The organism is Pontibacter saemangeumensis, from assembly GCF_039541895.1.
Classification (GTDB): Bacteria; Bacteroidota; Bacteroidia; order Cytophagales; family Hymenobacteraceae; genus Pontibacter; species Pontibacter saemangeumensis.
Window position 1 is genome coordinate 302,468 of the sequence record NZ_BAABHC010000005.1, and the last position, 26,586, is coordinate 329,053.

24 protein-coding genes and 1 pseudogene are annotated in these 26,586 nt (G+C 49.6%); 19 read left to right on the plus strand and 6 right to left on the minus strand.

The window, feature by feature from the left end:
- The first annotated feature begins 52 nt into the window (after positions 1 to 52).
- Together ABD920_RS07555 and ABD920_RS07560 are read left to right on the plus strand one after the other, a co-directional pair.
- The gene (locus ABD920_RS07555; RefSeq protein WP_345157991.1) at positions 53 to 1,369 is read left to right on the plus strand and encodes an amylo-alpha-1,6-glucosidase; all 1,317 of its coding nucleotides are present in this window, start codon (positions 53 to 55) and stop codon (positions 1,367 to 1,369) included.
- 366 nt (positions 1,370 to 1,735) lie between these two features.
- Entirely contained in the window at positions 1,736 to 3,100 is a 1,365-nt protein-coding gene (locus ABD920_RS07560; RefSeq protein ID WP_345157993.1) for an IS110 family RNA-guided transposase, read from the plus strand.
- Between the two features lie 250 nt (positions 3,101 to 3,350).
- On the opposite strand, the gene ABD920_RS07565 is transcribed toward ABD920_RS07560, so the two are convergent.
- A complete protein-coding gene (locus ABD920_RS07565; RefSeq protein ID WP_345158160.1) occupies positions 3,351 to 4,259 on the minus strand; it encodes an IS3 family transposase in 909 nt (302 codons plus the stop codon).
- Positions 4,256 to 4,429 carry a hypothetical protein gene (locus ABD920_RS25030; protein ID WP_486357930.1) on the minus strand — a complete coding sequence of 58 codons (174 nt, stop codon included), beginning with the start codon at positions 4,427 to 4,429 and terminating at the stop codon, positions 4,256 to 4,258. Before ABD920_RS25030 ends, ABD920_RS07565 begins: the two co-directional genes overlap by 4 nt.
- Positions 4,430 to 4,483: 54 nt before the next feature.
- Here ABD920_RS25030 and ABD920_RS25035 point away from each other — a divergent pair, with 54 nt between their 5' ends.
- Both ABD920_RS25035 and ABD920_RS24935 read left to right on the plus strand, forming a co-directional pair.
- Entirely contained in the window at positions 4,484 to 4,612 is a 129-nt protein-coding gene (locus ABD920_RS25035; protein WP_486357931.1) for a hypothetical protein, read from the plus strand.
- Positions 4,613 to 4,799: 187 nt separating this feature from the next.
- Positions 4,800 to 4,961, plus strand: a complete 162-nt coding sequence (locus ABD920_RS24935; protein WP_425568581.1) for a Na+/H+ antiporter NhaA — start codon at positions 4,800 to 4,802, stop codon at positions 4,959 to 4,961.
- A gap of 176 nt (positions 4,962 to 5,137) precedes the next feature.
- Here ABD920_RS24935 and ABD920_RS07575 read toward each other — a convergent pair whose 3' ends face one another.
- On the minus strand, positions 5,138 to 5,518 hold the full coding sequence (locus tag ABD920_RS07575) for a TerB family tellurite resistance protein (RefSeq protein ID WP_345157998.1): 381 nt from the start codon (positions 5,516 to 5,518) through the stop codon (positions 5,138 to 5,140).
- A gap of 649 nt (positions 5,519 to 6,167) precedes the next feature.
- On the opposite strand from ABD920_RS07575, the gene ABD920_RS07580 reads away from it, so the two are divergent.
- Positions 6,168 to 7,289 carry a Fic family protein gene (locus ABD920_RS07580; protein ID WP_345158000.1) on the plus strand — a complete coding sequence of 374 codons (1,122 nt, stop codon included), beginning with the start codon at positions 6,168 to 6,170 and terminating at the stop codon, positions 7,287 to 7,289.
- 430 nt (positions 7,290 to 7,719) lie between these two features.
- Here the strand turns inward: ABD920_RS07580 and ABD920_RS07585 are convergent, their stop codons facing one another.
- The 3 genes from ABD920_RS07585 to ABD920_RS07595 all read right to left on the minus strand — a co-directional run bounded on the left by ABD920_RS07585 (position 7,720) and on the right by ABD920_RS07595 (position 10,019).
- Positions 7,720 to 8,799: a hypothetical protein gene (locus ABD920_RS07585; RefSeq protein ID WP_345158002.1), complete on the minus strand. Its 1,080-nt coding sequence runs from the start codon at positions 8,797 to 8,799 to the stop codon at positions 7,720 to 7,722.
- 508 nt (positions 8,800 to 9,307) lie between these two features.
- The gene (locus ABD920_RS07590) at positions 9,308 to 9,583 is read right to left on the minus strand and encodes a thioredoxin family protein (protein WP_345158004.1); all 276 of its coding nucleotides are present in this window, start codon (positions 9,581 to 9,583) and stop codon (positions 9,308 to 9,310) included.
- A gap of 70 nt (positions 9,584 to 9,653) precedes the next feature.
- The gene (locus tag ABD920_RS07595; RefSeq protein WP_345158007.1) at positions 9,654 to 10,019 is read right to left on the minus strand and encodes a metal-sensing transcriptional repressor; all 366 of its coding nucleotides are present in this window, start codon (positions 10,017 to 10,019) and stop codon (positions 9,654 to 9,656) included.
- A gap of 856 nt (positions 10,020 to 10,875) precedes the next feature.
- Here ABD920_RS07595 and ABD920_RS07600 point away from each other — a divergent pair.
- From ABD920_RS07600 to ABD920_RS07665, 14 genes and pseudogenes are all read left to right on the plus strand, one after another.
- Positions 10,876 to 12,495 carry a vitamin K epoxide reductase family protein gene (locus tag ABD920_RS07600; protein WP_345158009.1) on the plus strand — a complete coding sequence of 540 codons (1,620 nt, stop codon included), beginning with the start codon at positions 10,876 to 10,878 and terminating at the stop codon, positions 12,493 to 12,495.
- A complete protein-coding gene (locus tag ABD920_RS07605; RefSeq protein WP_345158012.1) occupies positions 12,485 to 13,807 on the plus strand; it encodes an amylo-alpha-1,6-glucosidase in 1,323 nt (440 codons plus the stop codon). The genes ABD920_RS07600 and ABD920_RS07605 overlap by 11 nt, the downstream gene beginning before the upstream one ends.
- A 108-nt stretch (positions 13,808 to 13,915) precedes the next feature.
- Positions 13,916 to 14,860: a manganese catalase family protein gene (locus ABD920_RS07610; protein WP_345158014.1), complete on the plus strand. Its 945-nt coding sequence runs from the start codon at positions 13,916 to 13,918 to the stop codon at positions 14,858 to 14,860.
- Positions 14,861 to 14,876: 16 nt separating this feature from the next.
- A complete protein-coding gene (locus ABD920_RS07615) occupies positions 14,877 to 15,695 on the plus strand; it encodes a DsbA family protein (RefSeq protein WP_345158017.1) in 819 nt (272 codons plus the stop codon).
- 194 nt (positions 15,696 to 15,889) lie between these two features.
- On the plus strand, positions 15,890 to 16,948 hold the full coding sequence (locus tag ABD920_RS07620) for a class I fructose-bisphosphate aldolase (RefSeq protein ID WP_345158021.1): 1,059 nt from the start codon (positions 15,890 to 15,892) through the stop codon (positions 16,946 to 16,948).
- A 1,286-nt stretch (positions 16,949 to 18,234) separates the two neighbouring features.
- Positions 18,235 to 18,747 carry a heavy metal-binding domain-containing protein gene (locus ABD920_RS07625; RefSeq protein ID WP_345158024.1) on the plus strand — a complete coding sequence of 171 codons (513 nt, stop codon included), beginning with the start codon at positions 18,235 to 18,237 and terminating at the stop codon, positions 18,745 to 18,747.
- Between the two features lie 366 nt (positions 18,748 to 19,113).
- Positions 19,114 to 19,380: a DUF5676 family membrane protein gene (locus tag ABD920_RS07630; RefSeq protein WP_345158025.1), complete on the plus strand. Its 267-nt coding sequence runs from the start codon at positions 19,114 to 19,116 to the stop codon at positions 19,378 to 19,380.
- Positions 19,381 to 19,391: 11 nt separating this feature from the next.
- Entirely contained in the window at positions 19,392 to 20,657 is a 1,266-nt protein-coding gene (locus tag ABD920_RS07635; RefSeq protein WP_345158027.1) for an MFS transporter, read from the plus strand.
- A 14-nt stretch (positions 20,658 to 20,671) separates the two neighbouring features.
- Positions 20,672 to 21,709: a type II glyceraldehyde-3-phosphate dehydrogenase gene (locus ABD920_RS07640; RefSeq protein WP_345158028.1), complete on the plus strand. Its 1,038-nt coding sequence runs from the start codon at positions 20,672 to 20,674 to the stop codon at positions 21,707 to 21,709.
- Between the two features lie 127 nt (positions 21,710 to 21,836).
- Positions 21,837 to 22,940, plus strand: coding sequence for a site-2 protease family protein (locus ABD920_RS07645; protein ID WP_345158029.1), 1,104 nt, complete (start codon positions 21,837 to 21,839; stop codon positions 22,938 to 22,940).
- Positions 22,937 to 23,287, plus strand: coding sequence for a DUF1622 domain-containing protein (locus tag ABD920_RS07650; protein WP_345158031.1), 351 nt, complete (start codon positions 22,937 to 22,939; stop codon positions 23,285 to 23,287). The genes ABD920_RS07645 and ABD920_RS07650 overlap by 4 nt, the downstream gene beginning before the upstream one ends.
- Before the next feature lie 292 nt (positions 23,288 to 23,579).
- Positions 23,580 to 25,235, plus strand: coding sequence for an alpha-glucan family phosphorylase (gene glgP / locus ABD920_RS07655; RefSeq protein ID WP_345158033.1), 1,656 nt, complete (start codon positions 23,580 to 23,582; stop codon positions 25,233 to 25,235).
- 217 nt (positions 25,236 to 25,452) lie between these two features.
- Entirely contained in the window at positions 25,453 to 26,019 is a 567-nt protein-coding gene (locus tag ABD920_RS07660; protein WP_345158034.1) for a hypothetical protein, read from the plus strand.
- Positions 26,020 to 26,135: 116 nt separating this feature from the next.
- Positions 26,136 to 26,586 (plus strand): annotated as a pseudogene (locus ABD920_RS07665) (heavy metal translocating P-type ATPase); the annotation flags it as partial.

A 26,586-nucleotide genomic window follows, 5' to 3' on the forward strand; every position in this document is an offset into this window, starting at 1 on the left:
TTTTAAACAGCGCCTTTCAAGTAATAAAGAATCGATATAACCTGAATCTTCAATGACTGACCAGGAGATCCGGCAAAAAGCAAAAGAGCTGCTGGATAAGAATACGATAAGTGGCTATTCAGAGGCATATGATGTAGAGTTCCACTACATGAAGCCCGGCAGGGCCAGGTATCCCTTCCAGTACTTCTGGGACACCTGCTTCCATGTGTACACCATGACTGCCCTGGGTAACCAGCAGATGGCGAAACGGTGCATGCAGAGCCTGTTTGCCATGCAGCGGGAAGACGGGTTTGTGGGGCACATGCTGTTTTGGAGCCGGTTCACCCCAACAAGGCTGACCGACATCTTTCAGAGCAGGCCCTCTGTCAAAGATTTCTTCCGCCCGCACATGAGCGCCCTCCTGCAGCCTCCGATAGCAGCCCAGGCTGTGCTTAGGATCTACACATATGACAAAGACATCAGCTTCCTGCAGCAGATGCTCCCCAAGCTGAAGCTGTATTATGACTGGCTGGCAACAAACCGGGACTTTGACGGGGACGGCCTGCTTTCCATTGTCAGTTATTTTGAAGCGGGCATGGACTGGAAACCCTCCTACGACCAAGTGCTCGGGTTCTCTCCTGGGAGAGCAAGTGCCCAACACTTCGTGAAGGTAGTTTATGTTGACCTGAAAAATTACTTGCACAACTACGACTTAAAGAAGATTTACCAGGCGAATAACTTTCTGGTAAAGGATGCCGGGTTTAACACCATCTACGTGCAGAACCTGCAGGCCATGGCGGAGATATGCAGGCTTGTGGGTGATCCTGACGCTGTCCGATATGAGAAGAGGGCCTCCAGAGCCATACAGAGCATTCTGGATATCATGTATGATGAGGAGGATGAAGCATTTTATGATGTACAGGGTAAGAGCAATAAGAAGCTGAAAGTACTGACCCCCACTGTTTTCTTTCCCGCCATCATCAAGGGAGTTCCGGATGAAATTGGCAGGAGGGTAGTTGAGCGCCACTTTTTTAACAAAGAGGAGTTTGCGTCCCCGTTTCCGATTCCCTCTGTCGCCATGAACCATCCTTCCTTTAACCCGAAGGAGTCTATTTACATCTGGCGCGGCCCGACCTGGGTGGTATATAACTGGTTCCTGCATCACTTCCTGATGGAGAAAGGCTTTAAGGACGCTGCCACTAACCTTGTCCAAAGTACAAAGGAGCTTATCCGAAAAGGCGGGTTCCGGGAGTACTACAACCCTTTCACGGGCGAGGGCTACGGGGCTCATGATTTTACCTGGTCCGGGCTTGTGGTGGACATGATGAACATGGAAGAGGGGCTTTCCCCGGAGGCGGTGATTGCCTCCTCCAAAGAAAGCTTTACTTAAGCAGTCAGTTGTCTTTTTTGCTTCTCGCATGAACATATTTTAACTATTGTAAATATGGACAGTGACTCGTCCTGATAAAGTTGACAGTTGGTCTCGTCCTAGAATCAACGGATAGCGCGGGCACTATTGAATAAGCATGACAACTGAAGCTCCTGAAGCACGGTATATCTGTATCGGCTTCAGAAAAAGCCCCTTACTTTAATGGTACTGGAAAAGTCCTTCCTGAAATCTGGGCTGGAATGCATAGGCCTTTGCACAGGCATTTGGTGAATGAACTGGTGATCTCCTCGGAGAATCCCGTACAGAAAAAATCTTATACTAGTGAATGCATTCCCTGGAGCTATTTATCACCAATAGAGAAACGTCATGGGAAAAGCACTGCCACTTCAAATCGTTAACCCTCACGCCGCCGGCATAGACGTGGGATCCCGCAGCCATTTCGTTGCCACAGACCAAGTCAGGGAGAATGTCCGTTCGTTTGGGATTTGCACCAAAGACCATGAGGAGCTTATTCTGCACTTGCGCAGTTCAGGTATCACATCAGTTGCCATGGAAAGCACCGGGACCTATTGGCAGACCCTTTTCAACGCGCTCCAGAAAGCCGGATTTGAAGTGCTGCTTGTCGGGGGAAGCCAGACAAAGCACGTGCAGGGGCGCAAGACCGATGTGCTTGACTGCATGTGGATCCAGAAGCTGCATTCCCTGGGTCTGTTGTCGGGCAGCTTTCTGCTGAGCGACACGCTCCAGGAGCTGCGCACCTATTATTACCACAGGCAGCATCTGGTGGAGCAGATCCCCAGGTACACGCACAAAATGCAAAAGGCACTGCGCCTGATGAACATCAGGCTGGACGTGGCCATCCGCGACATCACCGGTAAATCAGGACTGGCGATAATAGAGGCTATTCTGGCGGGGAGCCGGGACCCGCAGCACCTTGCCTCGCTGGTGGACGTGAGGATGAAAAAGACCAAGCAGCAGATCGCCGAGGCGCTCCACGGCTCCTGGCGGGAAGAGCTGCTGTTTGAGTTGAAGTCTTGCCTGCACTTCTACAGGCTCTATGAAGAAGCCCTCAGGGAGTGTGACCAGGTGATTGAGAGTTCTCTGATGAAGCATGCGCCGCAGGCCTCAATATCCGAACTCGAAGAGAAGGCCTTGAGGCAAAGCAAGAAAAAGAGCAGCAAGAATACACCCGGGTTCAATATCCCCAGGATAGCCTACCAATACTTCAAAACAGACCTTCTTGCTATCTCCGGTATCAGTTACGGCACCGTTCTCTGTTTGCTGACGACGATGGGAAAAGACCTGCACAGGTTCCCAACCGCCAAGAGCTTCGCCAGTTGGCTGCGCCTGGTCCCAAACAACAAGGTAAGCGGCGGGCGTGTGATCAGCAGCCGCACACCATCGGGTAAATCCTGTTTGGCGATAGCCCTTCGCCAGGCTGCCAATTCCATCGGAAACCAAAAGGATCATGAACTCACCCCGTTTTTCAAGAGGATTGCCTTCAAGAAAGGGAGAATAGCTGCTATCACGGCAACAGCAAGAAAGCTGGCTGTCATTATCTGGAATATGGTCACCAAGGCGGAACCTTACAAGAAAAACGAGATAAAGGAAAGCAACGAAAAAAGCAGACGGACAGGATTAAGGCAGGTGGAAAGGCGCATCAATGCGCTTAAACTGAGTCAGAGCGAACTTGAAAAGCTTTTCTCAAGAACCTCTTTTTTAGCCACTTAAAATGAAGTTGTACAGAAAAGTTGACGATTTTAGATGAATGATGAAATCAATAAGTTAATACCGGCTATAGCTTGTCAAATGTGTTCATTTACTCTTCGATGGTATAGTATAAGTACGGAATTAGCTTGACGCTAGCGCTACTTCTTTTTCATTTGGTACTACTACTACTACTACTACTACTACTACTACTGCAGCTGTGGACTTGTGGTTAACTCTGCAGGAGTTATCCATAAATCCACAGCTTGTTGGCTCATATGCCATCAACTTCTCTGACCGATGACTTCCTCTTCCACTGCCTCACCAAAGGCTCTTCCACCTGGTGAGCCTGTGATGGTGTTAGGTAATTACAGCTCATGTGAGGGCGAAGGGTATTGTAGTTGCTGATACCCTTTTCCACGGCTAACAAAGCCTCCATATGAGACTTAAACACCTGATTGAGCTTGAGCTCATGCTTGAGGATGCCGTTCACCCTTTCGGCGATCTGGTTCTCGTACGCCTCCCCACTGTCTGTCATGCTGATGGCAATGCCAGCTGCCTTTAGCCTCTTGACATACTCAAAGCTGCAGTACTGCACGCCCCGGTCAGAGTGGTGAATAAGCCCGTTCCCTTGCTTACTTCGCTTGGCAAGCGCCATTTCCAAGGCGCTCAGGCAGCCTTCCGTGCTCAGGAACTGATGCAGGCAGAAACCCACGATCTTCTTTGAATAGGCATCGGTGATCAGAGACAGGTAGTTGAAGTCAAAGCCCACATAGATATAGGTCATGTCACAGACCCAGACCTGCTCAGTTTCCAGGACGGGGAGCTGCTTTACCAGATTAGGATACTTCCTCAGAAGATGATTAGAGTGCGTGGTCTTAGGCACAGATCTTTTATGCCGGATGAGCAGATGGTGTGCCCGGAGCAGCTCATGCAGCCGGTCCCTGCCCATGGCAATGCCGCTTTTATGCAGGGGCTCCCGCAGCAGCAGATAGAGCTTCTTGGTCCCCAGCCCGGGGATCTCCCTTCTGAGGGCAGTGACCAGGTCCAATGCCAGCATGGACTGTGCAGCACGCTGGTCCAGAAATATCCTCCGCTGATGAAACGCTTGACGGCTTTTACCAAACAATCGGCAAAGGTTACCGACACTCACCTTTGCTGTTCCCTTATGCTGCAGGGTCAGGACCGTTTGGTACCAGGCTTTTTTCGGATCGGAATCTTCAGGTCCTTTTCGGCCACCTCTATCATCGTGTGCAGGGCCAGGATCATAAGGTTAGCCTCTTCCAGGGCTTTCTCCAACTGCTTGTTCCGCTGCTTCAGGGCTTCCAGGTTTTGCTTTTGCTTCTCACTCATAGGTGGTAAAGATATAAGCCCTTGCTCAATCTTACGCTGATAGTCTGCAACCCAATGATGAATAGTTTTGACACTGTGTATGCCAAGTTCCTGCATGATTTGCTTGGCTTCTTCGCCGCCAAAGAGCACCCGAAAGGCAGCGCTCTCCTTTACTTCTTCGCTATACTGATAGCGGTTGAGTAGTTCTTGAATGTGGTCTTCCATAGGGATAGTTTGTTTGATAAACTGTCAACCTATATCAGGAGAAGACCGAGTATTTGTAGGTTTGATAGCCGGTAAATTGATCGGCGTCCTGTTATTTACCTGGGGACTGGTAAAATCCAGCGTTGTTAGCCTTCCTGAGGCTGTTACCTGAACGCATATTGTAGGAATAGCTTTAATAGCCGGCGTGGGCTTCACCATGTCTCTCTTTATTGCCGCACTCGCTTTTGAAAAGCCCCACATGATTGACCAGGCTAAATACGGGATACTGATGGCATCTGTCGTCTCGGGCACCCTTGGTGTGCTTGTCCTAAAAAGAACCAAAACTTAGCAGTACATGGAGTGCGTTAAAAGCCGTAGGGAAAGCCCTCATAAAATTTACGAAAGGTACTTTATGTACTGATGACCTCGCTGGCGGGGCCGTAAAACACTGCTTCTCCTCCATAGCAGGAGGAAAGAAAAGTTTATGTAGGAGCGTGACAAGCGATGGTATGAGACGCATCTACTTTACTTCTTTCTCCACTGGTCGATGAAGTCATCCAGTATTCCTTTGCCGAAGCCGATGCGGCGGGTGTACTCCAGGCACAGGTTGTATTCGCTCTCCTCTATTTCACCGTCTTGCACCATCATCATGACCAGGGCCTGCAGTTCTGTGCTTTTTTGCAAGCCTTCTTCCGGGACTATGAAAGTGAGCGATGACATGTTTTCGGTAATGAGGCGCGTATCTTCCTCCGACAAGCCTAGTTGATCTCCTATGTCAAGCAGGAATTCGCTTTCCTGCTTATCGAGATTCCTATCGGCCACAGCCACTAAAACCAGGTTCTGAAGAAAGGCGAGTTTCTTTTGTTTTGTGTTGAACACGCTATCAAATATTTTACTGTCCTTCATCTGCTGTAGTTTAGTTTGTTCTCAATAGGCATACCCCATATTATTCAATTAGGTTTAGAGCGGTCTTAACATGGGGAGCTAAACTGAGTGAGCTTGATAATTATATACACAGTTACATTAGGTGAAAAAGAAATAACACTTTTCCATAAACAGCAAGATTAGCAGAAGAGAGATCTCTTGACTAGGTAAAACTACACTTTTTCGCTTTCCCCCTTTTACAGCAGATTTCCTAGGACGACAAATCCATGCACAAGCTTCCATATGCATTTTGTGTGTAATATGTCACTATTGGTACACATAACTTATCCACAAAATAAGCCCTTTTTTCTCCCTTTTGTTATTCAATTTTATGTCTGCCTCTATCGTATGTTACCAATATTACAAAAGGGATGAGATGGAGCGATAAACAACAAAAAAACAAGGTTTTCTTGAAAAACACAGTTGTCGTAAAATAGCCAGTATGGTTTTGAATGTGCCATGGCTTAACTACGCATATTTTAAAGTTTATCCCAAATACCTCTTTTACCTTGAGGTCAAAAACCAGAGCAAACATTAAAGATGCATGAATCTTAATGCCTACTTAGATTATCTTCTTAACTTTAAGGTCAGAATCAGAGTAAACATTAAAAAACCTTATAAATAAGGTCTGATGGCGTATACCATAAATCCTGACCGGGCAGCTCCCTGGAATAGCCTACCGGAACTACCGGTAGAAGAGGGGCTTTACAGAACAGTAGAGGTCTATGAGCAACTGGCCAATGCCAAGGCTGCCTTGGGGAGGCTGCAGGGCCGCAGCGCGGTAATTCCCAACCAAGGCCTGCTTATCAATACCATCAGTCTGCAGGAAGCAAAAGCCTCCAGTGCCATAGAGAACATTTTTACGACAGACGATGAGTTGTACAAGGCGTACAGTGAGCAGAAAGCCGAAGCTGCCGCAGGACCGTCCAAGGAAGTGTTGCGCTACCGCGAAGCGCTCTGGCATGGGTACGACTATATAAAAGAGAAATCAGCCTTTGATCTGGAGTACTTTAAATTGGTGTACCGGCAGATCAAGCAAATGGCTGATGGCATACGCCCGCCATCGGCCCTGATCTACATCAAGCAGGGGGGAAGCGGGCCAAGTGCCGGCAAGCCGGTATACACCCCCCCAAGAGGCAAGGGCATTGTGGAGGAAAAGCTTAGCAACCTGCTGCACTTTATGAATGACGACGAGGCTTATCCGGTGGACCCAGTGCTGAAGATGGCGATTGGGCATTTTCAGTTTGAGGCGATCCACCCCTTCAGAGACGGCAACGGAAGGACGGGGCGGGTCTTCAATATTCACTACCTGACTAAAAAGGGCCTGCTCGATTACCCGATTCTCTTCCTGAGCAGGTACATTGCGGACCACAAGGACGATTACTATGCCTGCCTGGCAGGGGTGTCCCAGCGGGGGGACTGGAAGTCATGGTTGCTGTACATGCTCAAGGCCGTGGAGGTGACCTCCTCCATCACCTACAGCAAGATCAATGACATTATAGCCGCGAAGGACGCTATACTGCACGCTATTGCCGCAGATACTGAAATCACCCGTCCGGAACAGCTGGTTAACGTGATTTTCACCCAGCCCCTCACCAAGGTGAAGCACTTTACAGATTCAGGCACATATGTGGAGAACACTGCCAGAAAATACCTCAACCAGTTAGCGGCTATGGGTATATTGGAGAGAAGAACGATGCAGGGGCACCACTATTACCTGAATCTCGAGCTATACCGAATCCTTGGCGAGTAGGCTAAACCGTAGCATACAGATGACGTGGGCTTCCTAAGGCAGCTCCAGCGGCTCAAAACCATCGGCTCCATTGTGGTATGGCGGATACGCACCAGGAAGATGCTGCCTGGCGAGAAAGGCACTCACCAGGATCATGAATAAGTATTTTTCTAATTCTGAGCACGAAAAGAAAGCTGCCTACCATTGAAAGACTGGGGGGCGGGCTCCACAACAAAGGTGGCCACAAAAGAGATGGACCTTCTGTGTTAGGTTAGCAGTCACTCCGTAACGCCGATGTCAGCCCTAAGCAGCAGCGTCCACCACGCTACAAAACCATCCCAAGCAATAAATGAGGATAGATTAGTTGGGGGCAAAGCAGCCATTTTTGTAGTTTACGGCGACGGCGTTACAGTACAAGGCCGCTACAGAAGTGGTAAAGAAGAGCTATTCATTAAATCTTTTTGAAAAGAATCTCGCCATCCTTTTCCCAGACGCACAGTATCTTCCTGTCTGCCAACTCTGCAGTCTGTAGGGCAGTGCCTTCTCCAACCGTAGTATAATTATCCGCAGTTAATACCTGTACCTTAAGTTCAGTACCATCCCGCCAGGAAAGCACAGGGGTGGTCTTGCCGCTTATGCTGCAGTTACGGCCTTTGCCTATCTGAACCTCTTTCTCGCCTGGCTGGGCGTAGAATATGGCCCCGTCCCTTTGCCACGCGGTATGAACCGCAGATTTATCATCAATTGTTACGCCACCTCCGTCCATCGGGCAGCCCTGAAGCTTCCAGGTGCGTTCTCCCAGTTTCTCAGGCTGAGAGAACGTGAGTCCTTTGTCGTCTGAGCTTGCCAGATACGGGTCCCTGGAGCCGTTGAGCCAATTCCTGAACATCAGATTCACCTGCGCGTCCTCCACGGCAACGCTTGGCCTGCAGCACTCGCAAACGGTTGAGTCGGGGGACTGGTAGACTACACTGTTTTTTGTCCAGGCGTTGGCATCGCCTGATATGGAGGAAAGCACAATTTTGTTTTTCTTATCCTGCCTGACGTCCAGCCACACAGCGTAGAAGTTGTCTTTCTTGTCAGCTGCGATGCTCATCAGGCCTTCAGGCGCTGAGCCGGGCAAGTCGTTCACTGCTGTTGCTTCTGCCCATTTATCCGTGCCATGGTCCAGCTTGAAGGAATGTATGTTTCCCTTCTTGTCCATAGCCGTGATAAAGGAGTGCCCCGATGAGCTTGCAATCTGCGGCCCTCTTGTCATACCCAGGTGCATACCACCCACTACTCCGACCGTTACAGGTTCCGAAAAGGTGACGCCGTTGTCACGGGATGTGGCGCATAAGATTTTATCCCCCTGCCCGTAAACCACCCTGGTTACTCCTTCAGTGTCCACTGCAATCTGTGGCTGATGCCCGGTAGCAATAGATGTGGTGGCAGTAGGCCCCGTAGCAACTGTGCTCTTTGGAGCCTCAGAGCAGGAAACGCTCAAGATCAGGAATAACGCAGAGGTTAGTAACTTGAACAGTGTCTTCATACTGCTTGCGGCTTTACTGTATGATGTGGGTATTCTACCGATAAAAAACACGAGGCAGATTATGCTTCTTAAGGCTGGCGACTTCGTGGGAAACAGAATAGAATGAGCTAATATAGCGATGAAGGCCGACAATAAGCCAAACAATATCAGAAACTGTGAAAAGCCAGCCACACCTAGAGCTGGTTGTTCCGGTTCTTAGTCACTGTTCACAAGAAAACAACAGAGCGGCTTCGTTCTGGCCGCTCTGTTCATGTACTGCTACCTCTTCTTGCAGCAGGGAGGCACTTCCGCCTTTACTGCTGTCTCTGCCTTCACAAGCGGGCATTCGGATGTACCCTTCAGCGGGCATTCTTGCGGCTGACTGCTTGCGAATGCGAAGAACGAACCCCCTGTGAGCATCATGGTCGCGGTGGCGACTCCTAAAAATCTGCGTTTCATATTTTTTGACTGTTGCTTTACCGGGTATGGCGACAAAGCAAGTTTACATGGCAACCACACCTTGCCGCATTTATTGCTGTTGCCCTACACCTGCGTTAAGGAGCTGCTCGCGGCTGACCCCTCTTCCTGAACAGCAGGAAAGTAACTCCCCGTTGACCGCTACCGCTGGGAGGGAGGTGATTTTGTATTCCCTCACCTTATCCACGCATATTTCCGTGTCGCATTGTTCTGAAAGGCTATAAACGGTAACATCACAGGAATCACAGGCCAATGACTGCACCATTTCCACTACCGGCTCACAGACAGGACAGCCCGCTGTGAACACCTCTATTTTTCTCTTTGTCATCTTTTAATCTTTTAATTGAATGAACTGGCACTAAGCTACTATAGGGGGGCAGGGGGTGCGCAAGTAATTTCTACCCTTTCTCCTGATTTTTTTTCATCTGGTCATAGACAGCCTGTATCTCCTTCATTTTTTTGGTCAGCTCGTCAAGACCAAGGTGCGGGAACTGATTCCTTAGCCTCTCAATGGTATGTTCCTGCCCACAGTCGCCTGGGCAGGCTTCCATTGTTTCTGAAAGCTTCACAGCCAGTGACTTCCTGAAAGCCTCGTCCAGCAGCAGCAGCTCCGCGTTCTCCAGCGCCTTGCCTGTTGCTTTAAACTGCAAAAGGATTTGCTCTGGGTCTCTATCGTTGTCAAGCATTTTTATGATGCCGTCGAGCTGTCCCTTTATCGTGTTCAGTCTCGTCTTTACATCCCTTATCAAGTCCTTCTGTAGCATCTTGTGTCAATTTTTTGAAAAGTAATGCCAGGCAGGGGGTGGTGTCCAAATTTTAAGAAAAAAGTTTAGCGAGAGGAGAATGTAGTTAGGAAGCCATAAGAGCCCCTGTAGCCGCTTACAGCTGCTACAGTATCAGGGCAGTACAGGTAGTGCACTGGAATGTCTCTGTGAAAGTCGTGTACTTTTGAGCCATTTTCCGAACAGTAGCGCTGCTCCCACAGCCATGGCAGTTAAAAGGATTTCTTTCCGATACAGGCTTACGCACTGCTGTGGGCTAAAGTAGGTAGCCTGATCCCTAAAAGTACCATGGGTGCCATGGTCTGAAGGTAAAGGCTCCGAAGGGCTGTGCTTTCTGTAAATCTGACTGTAATCTGCTGATGTTACGCCTGCTGCAAATGATGGGTTGAGGTGTATCGGTTCAGATATAACATAAGAACTTCAGGGCAGGGTGATTCACCTAAATCACACCATGTGGCTAAAGTACTTCTCCTTTAGCCTGGATAGGCCTATATGTAGAGGCGTTACATAATGTAAATGGCAACTCCTTCATCTTTTATTACATAGAAATATATAAAAACAGTTACAGAATATATAAAACCTAACTAAAGGATGCTCTGTAAAACTGGAACAGGACAAGCAAAGCATGGACTTCGTGCTCATTAATCACTAACGCAGTTCCTTTTTAAGTGGCTGCCACAATAAAGTTGTTAATAGCCCCCGCTTAGCTAGTAAAGGCTTAATTACCCTACCCTTTCGTCACCCTTACCAAGGGCTAATAACCCTGTTTTCTTTGCGACAGCTCTGCTTTCAGTTCTCTGAAGCCACACTTTACTTATGCATAACAGCTATTAGAAAAATGGATAAAGGACAACACGATCAACAAGAAAACGGCAAGCATCAGGGTGGCATGGGCAAAAGGGGCGTCACGCGCCCCATGTCTGAAATGCAGCACCACAAGGGAATGGGGGATGACGGGGCACATCAGCAGGAGGAACAGGGTGAGCACCAGCGAGGCGATTATGGCCACGGTGGGCAGCGGCACCAAAAGGGCGGTGACCACAGCATGATGATGTCGGATGACATGCGCCGGCAGATGCTGCACATGCACCACATGCAGACGCTTTGGGTATACTGGGCGCTCGTGCTGCTGGGCGTCTGGATGGTGATGTCGCCGCTGACCTTCGACTATGGGAGGGCGGTGGCCGAGCCCAGCGGCGGACGCGAAGTGTGGCTGAGCCTTGAGCAGCGCATCAGCTTCATGAAGTGGAGCGACATCATCAGCGGCCTTGGTTTGATCTTTTTCGGCTGGCGCTCTCTAACTCCAAATCGCCCTTATAGCCTCTGGATCTGTTGCTTTATCGGTATTTGGCTTAGTATGGCGCCCCTGCTCTTCTGGTCGCCATCAGAGCTGGCTTACCTGAACGGTACGCTGGTGGGAGCTCTGGTCATTGCCCTGACCGTTCTCATACCCGGCATGCCCAACATGATCATGTTTATGAAGATGGGCTCTGAGACACCGCCGGGCTGGAGCTACAACCCCTCCAGCTGGCCGCAGCGCTGGATCATGATCGTGCTGGCTTTCATCGGCTGGGTGGCCTCCCGCTACATGGGTGCCTTCCAGCTCGGCTACATTGACCATGCCTGGGACCCTTTTTTCGGGAACAGCACCAGGCAGGTGCTCAACTCCGACATGTCGCACGCCTGGCCGGTGTCAGATGCGGCCTTTGGTTCCCTGGCCTACACGCTGGAGTTCCTGATGGGCTTTATGGGCAGCCCGTCGCGCTGGCGCACCATGCCCTGGATGGTGCTCTTCTTCAGCATCCTGGTGATCCCCCTGGGGTTCGTGAGCATTTTCCTGGTCATCTCGCAGCCTTTGTCCGTGGGCGCCTGGTGTACCCTGTGCCTGGCAACCGCCGCTGTGATGCTGCCCATGATCCCGCTGCAGCTGGATGAGGTGACGGCCATGGGCCAGCACATGGTGCAGGCAAAGCGCCGGGGAGACAACCTATGGGAGGTGTTCTGGAAGGGAGGCAAGCCTTTTGAGCAGAATCAGGATGAGCGCTCGCCGGAGCTGGTGGAGTTTCCGCAGAAGCCAGGAAAGGTTTTTATGGCCTCCATCTGGGGGATGAGCTTTCCCTGGACGCTGGCGGTGTCCACGCTCATCGGCCTGGGGCTGATGTTTGCCCCAGGTGTGCTGGACATACCTATCAAAGCCACGGCAGCCGACATCAACCACTTGGGAGGGGCCCTTATCGCGGTGGTGGCCGTGACCTGCATGGGAGAGGTTGTCAGGGCGGGGCGCTACCTGAACGTGCCCCTGGGCCTGGCCGTGGCCATCTGGCCCTGGTTTGTGGCGGACAGCACCCTGGCCCTGAACATCATCAGCACTGCGTCAGGGCTTGCCGTGGCCGCGCTATCCCTACCGCGCGGTGTTATAACCGAAAAGTATGGCTTGTGGGACAAATATGTTAAATAGGAAAGTTCAGACAGGAGAAGAGCAGGTGCTCTCTGACGAGGAGCTAAAGACGGGCGTACGGGAGGTCCTCTACAAAAACATGATCAGTGAGCGGAAGGCTGGCTTTAACTACCATTTCACGAAGCCTTCCCCGGGTACTTATCCCTTCCAATACTTCTGGGACACCTGCTTTCATGTTTTCATGCTGAGTGCTTTCGGTGAAGAGAAGATGGCCAAGGAGCACCTCCGAAGCCTCTTTGCGATGCAGCGCCCGGACGGGTTCGTGGGCCACATGAACTATTGGAAGCGCCTGTGGCCCGCCCGTGTCACCGACCTCCTGCAGCTCAGGCCCCGCGACGTGCTGCGGCTCTACAAGCCGCATATGTCCGCCTTGGTGCAGCCTCCCATTGTTGCGCAGGCCGTGCTGCGGGTTTACCGCGATTCAAAAGATGAAGCTTTCTTAACAGAAATGCTGCCAAAACTCAAGAAGTTTTACCGGTGGCTGGCTGAAAACAGGGATTTTGAGGGGGAGGGGCTCCTTTCCATCATCTCTCCCTTTGAGTCGGGAATGGATTGGAAGGCAAGCTATGATCCTTTGCTCCGGTTTGATAGAGGCAAGGCAGGCCCGCTGCTGTTCTGGAAGGTGCTGCAGGTCGACGCGCACAACTTCCTGAAAGGGTATAACCTGCGACGCATCTACGAGAGCAACAAATTTATCGTGAAAGATGCTGCTCTCAACACCATATACGCGCAGAACCTGGAGGCCATGGCAGACTTGTGCCGGCTGGCAGGAGATGAAGACGGTCCGGGTTTTATGGACCAGGCAAGGCAGACGGAGCAGAGTATACTCCGTCACATGTACGACGAAAGGGACGCTGTTTTCTATGACCTCTACGGGCACCAGTTCAAAAAACTGAGAGTGCGCACTGGCACCATCTTTTTCCCGGTAGTGCTCAAGAGCGTACCGGAGGAGGTGTGCAGGCAAGTGCTGGAGAGACACCTGCTGCAGAAGGACGGCTTTCATGTGCCTTATCCAGTTCCCTCGCTGGCCATAGACGAGCCTGCTTTCAACCCAGATGGCTCCCTCTACATCTGGCGCGGCCCCACCTGGGTGGTGTTCAACTGGTTCATGCAGGGGTATCTGCTGGAGAAAGGTTACAGGCAGGAGGCACAGGAGCTGCTGCTGAGTGTGAAGCGGCTCATTACCCAAAGCGGCTTCAGGGAGTATTACAATCCCTTCACAGGAGAGGGGCACGGCGCAGAGGAATTTACATGGTCCGGGTTGGTGGTGGATATGATCAACAGGCAGCAGGAAGGAGAGGATGGCACTTAAGGGAAGAGGAAGCTTCCTTGAATCTGCGATATCTAAAACCCTAGTGCTATTACCACTCGTTTACATAAGCTTCAATTATATTGTTCCACTATTTAAATATGAAGACAAATGTTTCACCACGTAAAAGAATTACAGTTTAACGCGCGCGTCTCGAAGCCCGACCCTAAGTTCGCCAGCCTGCTGCTAGAGCAGTTCGGTGGCGCAAACGGTGAGCTGAAAGCGGCCATGCAGTATTTTGTGCAAGCCTTTCCCGCCCGCCAGCCCTACCCGGACAAATACGACATGCTCATGGACATCGCCACCGAGGAGTTCAGCCACCTGGAGATTGTCGGGGCCACCATCCAAATGCTGCTCGGCAACATCAACGGGGAGTTGAAGAAGGCGGCGGACGAGTCGGAGATCATGCAGCTGCTCAAGGGCAAGGCCGAAAAGGAGTCCTTCATCCACGAGGCCATGGTCAACCCGCAGTTCTTCGGGCTGAGCGGGGGCGGCCCCACCCTCACCAACAGCCAGGGTGTGCCCTGGAACGCGGCCTACGTGACAGCCAACGGCGACCTGACGGTGGACCTGCGATCCAACATCGCGGCAGAGGGACGGGCCAAGATCGTGTACGAGTACCTGCTGCAGTTCACCGACGACCCCTATGTGAAGGAGACGCTCAGGTTCCTGATGACGCGCGAGGTGGCCCACGCCCAGATGTTCGAGGCCGCGCTGGCCACCATCAAGCCGAACTTCCCGCCTGGGGTGCAGCAGGGGGACCCGCGCTACAGCAACATGTACTTCAACATGTCCAACGGGGCGGAGGTGCGTGGCCCCTGGAATGAGGGCCTGAGTCCTGAGCTGAAGGAGGAGTGGCAGTACGTGCAGGACCCGCTGAGCCACGTGATCCAGACCAACGGCATGCTGGACCAGCAGCCGAAGGGCACCGACATCACTGTGGACCAGGCCGAGCAAGCCGGCAAGGAGCTCGGGAAAGAGCGAAGCGGGCACATCTCGGCTTCCGTTCCAAAAGGCGAAAACCAGTGGAGCACGTATCCGCAGCAGAACCTGTAGCGTAACCTGCTCCTATATGGCAGAAGTAAAAGCAACAGAAACTAAATTAGCAAAAACAGAGGAGGGGTCGGTGGAGATTCAGTTCTACACCGACCCTCTTTGCTGCTGGAGCTGGGCCTTCGAGCCCCAGTGGCGCCGGCTGCGCTACGAGTACGGCGGCAAGATAAAGTGGCGCTACCGCATGGGCGGCCTCATCCCCAACTGGGGCAGCTACAGCGATCCGCTGCACGGCGTGACCAAGCCCATCCAGATGGGCCCAGTCTGGATGGAGGCGAAGTATCTCTCGGGCATGCCTATCGCCGACAGGGTGTGGTTCGACAGCCCTCCGGCCTCCTCCTACCCCGCCTGCATGGCCGTGAAATGTGCCGGCCTACAGTCAGCGGATGCAGCAGAGGCATACCTGCGCCGGGTGAGGGAGGCCATCATGCTGCACGGCCGGGACATCTCTAAAACGGAGGTGCTGCTGGGGGTGGCTGAGGCGCTTGCGCAGGAAAAGCCTGGTTTGCTTGACCACCCCCGGTTTGAACAGGAACTGCACGGCGAGGCCGCCCGGGAAGCCTTTGAGCAGGACCTGATGCAGGTGCGCTACCACCGGATTACCCGTTATCCCGCCCTTACCATCACTAAACCAGGTCAGGCGGGCTTGCTCATTGTAGGGTACAGGCCTTATGAGGCGTTGGTGAGCACACTGAAGAAGGTGGCACCGGAACTGGAGCCAGCACGGCACTTGAAGGACGAGGAGGAATACAGGGAGTTCTGGAGCGGAGCTACAGAAAGAGAAATAGAGGAGGCGCTAAGCAAAGGAAACCAGGTGCGTCCTGTGCCTGCTACTTAAGCAAGTATCTGGCGTAGCATTATCAACATTAGCTTATAAAAGAGACAGGCAGCCCCTCCTTCCGTGTTGCTTGAAGTGCCGATACGGGAAAGACTATGTTAGAAGGGGCAGCCAATAGGTTGTTGTACTTAAGCAAACTTCGCGAAGGCGAGGAAGAAGCAGGAAAATTTACTTTAATTTTTAATCAAACGTTTATGTCACAGCAAAACATATTAGACTTGTTACGGGATGAGGCGGAGGACCTGTTGAACTTTACCTCTTCCACTGTATCCAAGGATCTACTGCATGTTCCGGGACCGGATTTTTTGGAGCGCGTGTTCCTCCCATCCAACAGAAGCATTCCGGTGATCAGGAGTCTGGCCACGCTGTTTAACCATGGCCGCCTGGCAGGCACTGGCTATTTGTCAATTCTGCCTATAGACCAGGGGGTTGAGCATACGGCTGGTTTTTCTTTTGCTCCAAACCCCATCTACTTTGACCCGGAGAACATCGTAATGCTGGCAATAGAAGGAGGATGCAACGCTGTCGCTACTACCTTTGGCAACTTGGCAATGGTCGCTCGCAAATACGCCCACAAGATTCCCTTTGTGGTGAAGATAAACCACAACGAGCTCTTGACTTACCCTACCAAACACGACCAGATCATGTTCGGATCCGTGGAAGAAGCGTGGAACCTGGGGGCTGTTGCCGTTGGGGCAACCATCTATTTTGGCTCAGAGCAATCAAACCGGCAGATCATTGAAGTTGCCGAGGCCTTTGAGAAAGCGCATGAGCTGGGCATGGCCACCATTCTGTGGTGTTACACCCGAAACGAAGCCTTCAAGACAAAAGAGCAGGATTACCATGTGGCAGCGGATATCACCGGTCAGGCCAACCATCTTGGGGTAACTATTCAGGCAGACATCATCAAGCAGAAGATGCCGGAGAACAATGGAGGGTTCAAGGCTTTAAGTTTCTCAAAGTGGCATCCGGACATGTACGGCAAGCTGGCTTCAGAACATCCTATTGATCTGTGCAGATACCAGGTGATGAACTGCTACATGGGACGCGCGGGGCTCATAAACTCCGGCGGTGAATCGCAGGGGGAGACGGACCTGCAGCAGTCGGTCAGGACAGCGGTCATCAACAAAAGAGCCGGTGGCATGGGCCTGATACTGGGCAGGAGGGCGTTCCAGCGCCCTATGCAGGAAGGGGTTGAGCTGCTGCACCTGGTGCAGGATGTATACCTGGATGAGCAGATAAGCCTGGCATAAGCTTTTACAGCCTTCCGGCAGAAAATAGCAATAGGCGATAGAAGCAGGTATGGTGCAGCGGCTCTATCTGTAAAAAGGATTAACAGGGAAGAGAGCCGTGGCAGGCACTCGCCTGACAAAGTTCAAGTTATCCGAGGCATGCATCTCTAACATTAGTGAATCCTTTATGTACTGTTAGACTTCAAGCTATGGAAAGATTAGGCTTAGTGCTGTGTGCATTTCTGCTGTTGCTGTGTGTGTCCTGCAATTCAGGAACTACTTCTGAAAATAAAGGTCACGCAAATAGCGCCTCATCTATGCAACCTGTCAATTCTGTAGGCCTGCAGCTGGTAATCTCTGATCTGGTATCACCTGTTTTCCTCACGCTACCACCCAACGACGACAGGCTGTTTGTGGCGGATCAAATCGTGGCGTTAAGAGTTGTGAAAGAAGGCAGGCTACCTCTTCTTTGTCTGGACATAGTACCATGAAAAGCCTGACGGTGCCATTTTTGTGGCTGACATGACGGGGGAGCAGTGCCCCTGGAACTACAGAAAGCTGCACTTCCATGATATGCCGAACGGATTTAACATACAAGTTAGTTTACTTTAAACCCACGGAGTTTCTACGACTCATCTAGTCGCAGTAAAGTGTTTGGGACAGGGAGGCGCTGATAGTTTCTTTGCTTTAAAAGGGTAGTTCTCTGCGCTCACTCAAGAGAAACTTTTTTACTTTTTCTACTCAATAACTTGTTGCAAGTCCATTAGGTTCTTTATAGGCAGCTTTAGAACGTTCATGCCGTAACTCATTACGGATCATTCTATTTTTATGCCTTAAAAATTATGTAATTATTTTATTAAAATATATAAAACATAAAGATATGCTCCGGGTATAAAAAGTGTACGGATACCATTGCACAGTTTAAATAACCCAATCTATACAGCTGTAGCAAAATGATTATCATAGATATAATTTGCTATGCAACAGTCTAATATTCTAAGTACTTAATAGCCAAAAGTAGATACTTGGTTGCTTCGTCCTTGTGAGGATAGAAGTACTCCTTCAAGTTGCTACACTCGCACAACTTAAACCTTAGTATCCTTCCGAATTTTGCCAGCCTGCGTGCTCAACCATATTAAATGCAGGTAGAGCAGCATCTATCGTACAGCCTGTGCCACTAGGTTTAGCTGAAAGATGATTAATGTCATAAATATTTGTTACTCAAGTCATTATTAACCTGAGTAACAAGCTCTAAGTTTACTAAGTATTTCAGATAAGAGACAAAGCGCACTAAAACTATCATTAACATGAAAAACTTATTTTTAGGTATTCTATTGACAATGGCTGTTGCTCAGGTCTACGCACAAGGTGCAGGGCAGGAAAACACTGGCAACACCCGGGAAAAGAAAGCCACATTTGTATGCCCTGACCACCCAAAGGAGCAGGGTATCTCAGCAGGAGAATGCCGTGAATGCGGTAAAACCTTAGTCCAGGTTAGTTCTAAAAACTACAAAGGGCACAAAGTTGAAGAGACGAAGACAGTTTATAGCTGTTCAAAGCACCCTACCGTGCAACAGGATGAAGCGGGACAATGTCCCGTATGCGGTGTAGCCCTAAAGGAGGTCCCTATAAATAACTATAAAGGCCATGTGACAGGGAAGGAAATCATTTACACCTGCTCACATCATCCAGAGGTGCTGAGTGAAGGTCCAGGTGCTTGCCCTGCCTGTAAAAAGCCTCTTACTGAAAGAAAAGCTGATGCACCCGTAGAGAAGAAAAACAAGAATTATAAAAAGCATATAATGACAAAGAGGCAATAGCGTAAATGTTAGTAAAGCAACTGAAGGTGTCAAACCCTTCAGCCAATGATAAGTGGCAAAGAGTGTTAGAAAACATACTTAAAGCCGTAAATCAAATAGGTGCTGATTTATCATTTAGCAAGTAAATCTTTTGTAAAAAACGAAAAATTATGAAAAATCACTGGATATGGATGATCGTAGGCTGTCTTTTGCCTTTACTGCTAATCTTTTTGGCACCAGTCTTTGGGATGGGTGGTAATATACCGCTTTTCGTTTTCATTCTGGTCATGTTCGCCTGCCATTTGCTGATGCCGATGCACGGAGGGCACAGCCATAGACAAACCAGCGCTGACAAACGCACAGAAACCCCCAAACCGAACCGGAATCATGAACAGCATCAACATTAAGAAGTTCGGCTTGGCCTGCGGACTGACGGGAGCAATAGTATACCTGGGATGTATTCTGGTAATGGCCACTATGGGGCATGAGGGGACTATAATGTTCTTCAATAACCTGCTTCATGGGCTGGATGTTTCATCTATTATCAGGATGGACATTCCTTTCTGGGAGGCGGTTGTTGGAGTCATTGAGACATTTGTTATTGCGTGGCTTTTGGGAGCCAGCATTGCAGCCATCTATAATATTAGTCTCTGAAGCTCCTTAACATGACGCATATACCGTGGATGAGAACAGTTATGCTAAATAAAGAATTTGGTATTTTGCTTCTGGCGTTGTTGGTGGTGATGACAGGATATGGAGCGTTGCTGCCTGTCTTACCGTTTTTTGTCGAGCGGCTGGCACTAGCAGAGGGGTTGAGCGAAAACAGTGTTCTTCTTCACTTCGGCATACTAACAGCTATATATCCAGCCACCATTGTATTTACAGCACCCTTTTGGGGGCATGTCTCAGACAAGGTAGGGCATAAACCATTGATTGTTATTGGATTGGCTGGCTTTGTTCTAATGCAGTTGCTGACTGGCTTAAGTACAACCTTGTTCATGCTCTATGTGGCAAGAATTGTGGGCAGCTTGTTCTCCTCTTTCCTGGTACTGGTGATAAACGCTTACATCAGCGATATCACAGCTGAAAAGGAACGAAGCCAAGCTATGGCCTGGTCTGGAACTGCCGTGAGCGTGGGGGTAGTCGTTGGGCCAGGCATCAGCGGAGTGCTGGCAAAGAACGATCTGCATTTGTCTTGGCGTATGGGGCATTTCCTTATGGATCGCTACAGTGTCTCTTTTTTTGCCCTTGCAGCGCTTGGTATGGTTGTCCTGATAGTCTCACTGCTTGGCCTCAAGTGGGTTAAGAAAAGTATTGCCAGCGAGCCCGGTAAGGTTAAAGTTAGAATTTTTAGAAGAGACAGATGGAAACAACTAACCGTTTTACTGACGCTTTCGCTTACCATTCAGCTTGCTATCACTATGTTTGAAACCACTTTCTCTTTGTATGCCAGGGGCGTAAGCAATTACCCGGCTGCTTTCATAGGTGTTGGGCTGTTGGTTTGCGGCGGCGTCATGGCTGTTTTCCAGCCATTAGTCGTTAACTGGGGAAACAGGTTAATCCCTCATGTTTCGGCGCAGATCTTATACGGCTTTCTAACAGCCGGGACAGCCCTGATGTTGCTGGCTGTAACGCAGGAATCAGCACTTATTCTTCTGACTATCGGTCTGTTTGCTTTAGGGGCTTCTTTGGCTATACCTAACCTGCTGGCTGCTGTTTCTCTTAAAGGAGGAAACTCCCCAGGGCAGGTACTGGGGATACAGTCTGCTTTCAACGGTGTTGGGCAGATAATCGGCCCGCTTGCAGGAACAGGCCTGTATGCAGTCGCTGAACCTGCCCCATTTATTACGGGAGGAATGCTGTTGCTTACTGCTTCTTTGTTGCAAGTCAAAGTAATTCTTAAAACTAAGTCACTTTTGAATAAAACCTAAAAACACCTGAACTTATGAAAGACAAAGTAAAAGTAGCGATTAATGGATATGGGGTCATTGGCAAGCGTGTTGCTGATGCTGTCCAATTGCAGGACGACATGGAGCTTGCTGGGGTCTGTGACGTGGTTTCTGATTGGCGTATTAAGATGGCAGCGCACAAAAATTATCCTGTATTTGCCTTTGACAGTGCATCCCAAGACCAAATGAGCAAGGGAGGCATTCAGGTGGAGGGAACGCTTGAGGACCTCTTGGGTAAGTGTGATATAGTGGTAGACTGCACACCGAAAAAAATTGCTTCCCAAAACATAGAGAAGTACAAGGCAGCGGGGCTAAAGTTTATTGTGCAGGGAGGTGAAAAGCACGAGACAACCGGCCATTCCTTTAGTGCGGAGAACAACTATGATACGGCTCTGGGTCTGGATGCCACAAGAGTGGTGTCCTGCAACACCACCTCCATCGTCAGAACCCTGACCTCTCTGAAAAGAGCAGGTCTTTTGAAGAAAGCGCGGGGTACGTTGCTGCGCAGGGCAACAGACCCCTGGGAAAGTCACCTCAACGGAATTATCAACACGCTTGTGCCGGAACCGGAGATACCCAGTCACCAGGGGCCGGACGCGCAAAGCGTAGACCCGGAACTGGACGTGATAACCGCAGCAGTAAAAGTGCCCGAAACCCTGAGCCACCTGCATTACTGGAATGTGCAGTTAACCAGAGAAGCCACCAGGGAGGAAGTTCTGGAAGCCTTTGGTAACTCCTCCAGGATTGCCCTGATCGACTACCAGGACGGCTTGTCGGCGAACAACGCGGTCAAGGAGCTGATGCTGTCTTTGAACCGACCTTACGGTGACATGTATGAGGTGGCTGTCTGGCAGGATATGCTAAAAGTCGTGGGGGATGAGTTGTTCTACGCCTACCTGGTCGATAACCAAGCCATTGTCATTCCGGAAACCATTGACGCGATCAGGGCCCTGACAGGCATAGAAGAGAACGCGCAAGCCTCCATACAAAAGACAAACGCTGCTCTGGGGGTTCAGAAGGGTACTTTCATTTAAAGTAGGATTTGAAAATTTTGAATAAATGTATTCAGCGACCTGTACGGTGCCTGTCAGGTGGTACGTCATGACAGCTAGCGCCCCAACATTGGTAAATATTAGAGCCAAAGCTTGAAAGCAAGAAACTATGAGTAGAAAATGGTCATTATACCTCGGCGGGTTATCTGGGATTAAAGTGTATGTTCACTGGAGCTTCTGGATCATTATTCCATGGATCTTTCTGATGCACTTTAACATGGGGCAAGGTGCGGAAGGATTGTGGGGTGTTCTGTTCGTGCTTGCCCTATTCGGCTGTGTGGTGCTGCATGAGTTTGGCCATGCACTCACAGCAAAAAAGTTCAGCATTTTAACAAGAGACATAACCATTTACCCTATCGGTGGGGTAGCCAGCCTGGAGGCTATACCCGAAAAGCCGAGCCAGGAACTGCTGGTTGCCCTGGCAGGCCCTCTTGTAAATTTAGGGATAGCAGCCTTTCTTTGGGTTTACTTACAGGCTGCCGGACAATGGCCGGACATCCCAGCCCTACAGGCTGCCGCACAGGATGCGCACATGCTGAGCCTGCCTTTCGGCTTTAACCTGTTTGTTGCAAATATTGTGTTGGCCGTTTTTAACCTTGTACCTGCCTTTCCCATGGACGGGGGCCGCGTACTGCGCGCCTTACTAGCTTTTAGAATGAGCCGTGCCAGGGCAACACGAATAGCTGCAACTGTAGGGCAGCTTCTGGCTATAGCCTTTGTGTTCATCGGCTTTTTCTACAACTTCTGGCTGGTTTTCATCGGCTTGTTCGTCTACCTGGGGGCAGGTGGTGAAGCCGCCTTTGAAGCTGCCAATTCGGCACTGGGGCAGCGTGTAGTAAATGACGTATTCATGCGCCGGTACAGCTGCCTTCGCCCGGATGAGACGCTGCAGAAAGCAGTTGATTTGCTGCTCAACGGCCAGGACAAAGAGTTCCTGGTGGTTGACGGTGAGAAAGTGCTTGGGGTGCTCACCCGGAAGGACCTGATCAGGGGGCTGGCAGAAAGAGGGAGTACATCTCTGGTTTCCAGCATCATGCACAAAGACTATGTGACGTTCAGTCCCCAGATGCCCTTGCAGGGTGTGTATCAAAAGATGCAAGGTAGCGGCTACACCTATGGTCCTGTGCTGGACAAAGGAGTGTTAATAGGTCCCCTAGACAGGGCGAACATAGAAGAACTGTTGATGGTCAAAGCTGCCTCAGGCAAAGGATGATGAGGCTGGAGGTTTTGAACACGGTGGCGGTGGCGATCAGCGTGGCGGGGAGTGGTGTCATTATGTATGGTGCGCTCTTGACCCTTTTCCGCTTCATAAAAACGGAAATTCGCTTCTTTCATGACGCTGCTGCTGTTATGGTGAGGCAAGAGCGTAACCGGTCCCGGCTTTCAGCTTACCTGTTGCTCGGGCTTGATTTTATGCTGGCGGCTGATATCATCCACACCATCCACGACCCCAGCCTGAATGAGCTCTATGTTTTGGGGCTGATCGTAGCTATCCGGTCCGTGATCAGCTTCTTTCTCATGAAGGAGATAAAAGAATCAGTAAGTATCCATGCAAGTTGAGCAATTGATTTTCATGCTATACCCGTACGGGCGCGACTGGTGGGGATGGGCTCTTCATAACCTTTGCCATCATAGCAGCGCTTTTAAAAATGTTTTCAATGTGAAATACCTAACCGGAGAAACCTAACCAGGCACAAGGCCTTTTAACGCAGGCTACTCCACAGTGTACCGTCCGGTCGGCTATTTATGTACTGGCTGACGTTGAGTAAGGATTGCCCGGTAAAACCATATTTTTCAGGCTTATGAGACCTGAGTGCCTGTTCAAGCAAACTCTTCCCCCAAAAAAACAGCTATGACTGATTATCAAAAGAACCTCCATCCTTACGTTTATTCGGCTGCTTACCAGAAGCGCGTGGCCTACTTTTCGATGGAATACGCTATTGTACAATGCCTCAAAACGTATTCCGGAGGCTTAGGCTTCCTGGCAGGCTCGCATATGCGAAGTGCCTACCATCTGAAGCAGAACGTGGTCGGGATAGGCATTCTGTGGAAGTACGGCTACTATGATCAGGTGCATAAGTCAGACCAGACAATGAGCGTCTTGTTTCTGGAGAAGATATATTCCTTTCTGCAGAAGACAGACATACAGTTTGAGATTAACATAAACCATTCCCCTGTTCAGGTGGGCGTGTATTACCTTCCCCCAAATGCTTTTGATACTGCCCCCATTTTTTTTCTAACTACGAACCTGCCCGATAACGATTACCTGGCTCAAACCATTACCCATAAGCTTTATGACTCGAATCAGGAAGCCAAAATTGCGGCCAGTATTCTACTTGGGGCAGGAGGGCATAAATTGCTGGAGATTTTAGATCTCGCCCCGGATATATACCACCTCAACGAGGCGCACGCGCTGCCACTTGCATTCTCTTTATTTCATAAGTACGGGCAGGCTGAGGAGGTCAGGAAACGAATGGTATTTACCACACACACACCCGAAGCTGCCGGAAATGAGAAAACGGACATCCGGCTACTGGACAAAATGGGCTACTTTTCCTACCTGCCATTGAATGAGGTACGACAAATCACGGGTATAAAAGAGGATACCTTTGACCACACGCTGGCTGCGTTGCGCTTAGCCCGAAAGGCAAATGCTGTTTCTCGAATGCACGGAAAAGTAATTGGGAAGCTATGGGGAAATTTCCAGAGTATTTGCCCTATTACCTATATCACCAATGCACAAAGCTATTCCTACTGGGCGGACCAGTATATGTATGAGTACCTCCAGCAAGGAGACGACGAAAAGCTCTTTCTAAGGAAGCGACAACTTAAAAAACAGCTTTTTGAAGAGGTGGCCGACCAAACCGGTGATCTGCTGGATGAAAATGTCTTTACCATCGTGTGGGCCCGGCGTTTTGCAGCATACAAGCGGGCTGATCTGATAATGAATGATATGATTCGCTTCGAACGTATGTTAACTGACTCCGAAAAACCTGTTCAAGTAATATGGGCTGGGAAGCCGTATCCGACAGACTATGCTGCTGTTTCTGTGTTCGACCGGTTGGTACATCATAGTAAAAAGTATCACCACTGCTCTGTACTGGTGGGTTATGAGCTAAAACTGTCAAAGCTACTGAAACAAGGGGCAGACCTGTGGCTAAGTAACCCGCTGGTATCGCATGAGGCGTCAGGCACAAGCGGGATGTCCGCCGTTATGAACGGTGCAGTATTGCTTTCTACTGCCGATGGTTGGGTGCCGGAATTCATCCGGCATGGCAGCAATGGGTTTATGGTGCCTGCAGTAGACCCGTCTCTGCCGCTCCACGAACAAAACCAGTTGGATGCTAAGTGCATTTTAGACAAGCTCCAATATGACATCCTTCCACTATACTATAAGCAACAAGACAGGTGGTTGACGATCATAAAAAACAGCATGCGAGACATCCTGCCATTCTTTGACTCAGATCGCTTGGCAAAGGAGTATTATGAAAAATTATATAACAGTTAAAGACGCAGTACAGGCTGCTGCCATTAATTATAAGGGTCACTAATGCACATCGAACATCATCAGTTCGTGTGCTATAGAATTTAATGACTAATTATGTTTAGAATTACCCGTTACATACTGTGTATGCTTTTGCTCTTACACTTTTTGCAGGCCCGGGGGCAGCAAAAGGATATGCTTATTGAACAAATTGCAGGTCGAGAGATAACCAGAAACAGCTATGATAAAAAAAAAACAGCTCATTAACAAGCAGGTCTTTAAGATCAGCGAACTGCAACGTGAGCAGAAGAAGCTTACGGTGCAGGTAGAAATAGAGATGTACAACCGTGAGCTAAAATTAGAAGGTAAATACTCTACTCTATACCAGTGTATTCCCAGCCAATCAGATGTTTTAGTCAACGTGTTCCCTTTCACCGATCTAGAGGAAAAGAAAGTGGCAGTTGATGTCAGCTCTTCTGACTTTAAGTCATTGTATCTCATAGAAAAGGGTACAAGTTTAAAAGACATCTACATAAAAATGAGCATTGAATCTGGGGCTTTGAGCTTCTTGGGTTCTAAGAATCTCATTTCATACACCAGCCGCAAGAAGACGGCTGACCGAGGCTTCCTGAAATTAACCGGGCACATCACCATAGAGGCGTATTTATTAGGAATAAAGTTGAAAACCCTTCATTATGAAGCAACAGAACATCTGAGTCGAGATGGCCAGCTTTTAAATCAAACGTTTAAAGAACCCAATGGAAGTTATTTTGAGATGCGCTACACAAACAAAAGGAGGGATGAGTAGCATAGAGAATGACTAACATAGAAAATGTGATCTTTATCTCTTCGATATGCAAAAGACAGCCTCCTGTAGGAAGCAGCCTTAGAGATTGAAATATTCAACGCTTAAGCCTTAATGTTATGGAAAATCACCAACGTCATAAAATAGAAGAACAGAAGATACAGGATGAATTAGCAGAGAAAACGGTGCACGGCCACAACAAGGCCTCCCAACATGAACATATGGGACACGGCGCTAAGCCTGCACACGGAGAAATGGGGCATGATCATCATCAAATGATGATAGAAGACTTCAAACGAAGGTTTTGGATAACGCTTCTCATCACCATTCCTGTCCTGATCTTCTCACCTATGATTCAGGGTTTCTTTGGATATGAGTGGCTGCTGCCCGGCAACGCTTATGTTCTGTTTGCCCTTTCCTCCATAATTTACTTCTACGGAGGCTGGCCTTTTCTCAAGGGATTTGCGGATGAGATGAAAAAAGGGAGTCCGGGCATGATGACACTGATATCCATGGCTATTTCGGTGGCTTATTTCTACAGCACGGCTACCGTGTTCGGGCTGGAGGGGA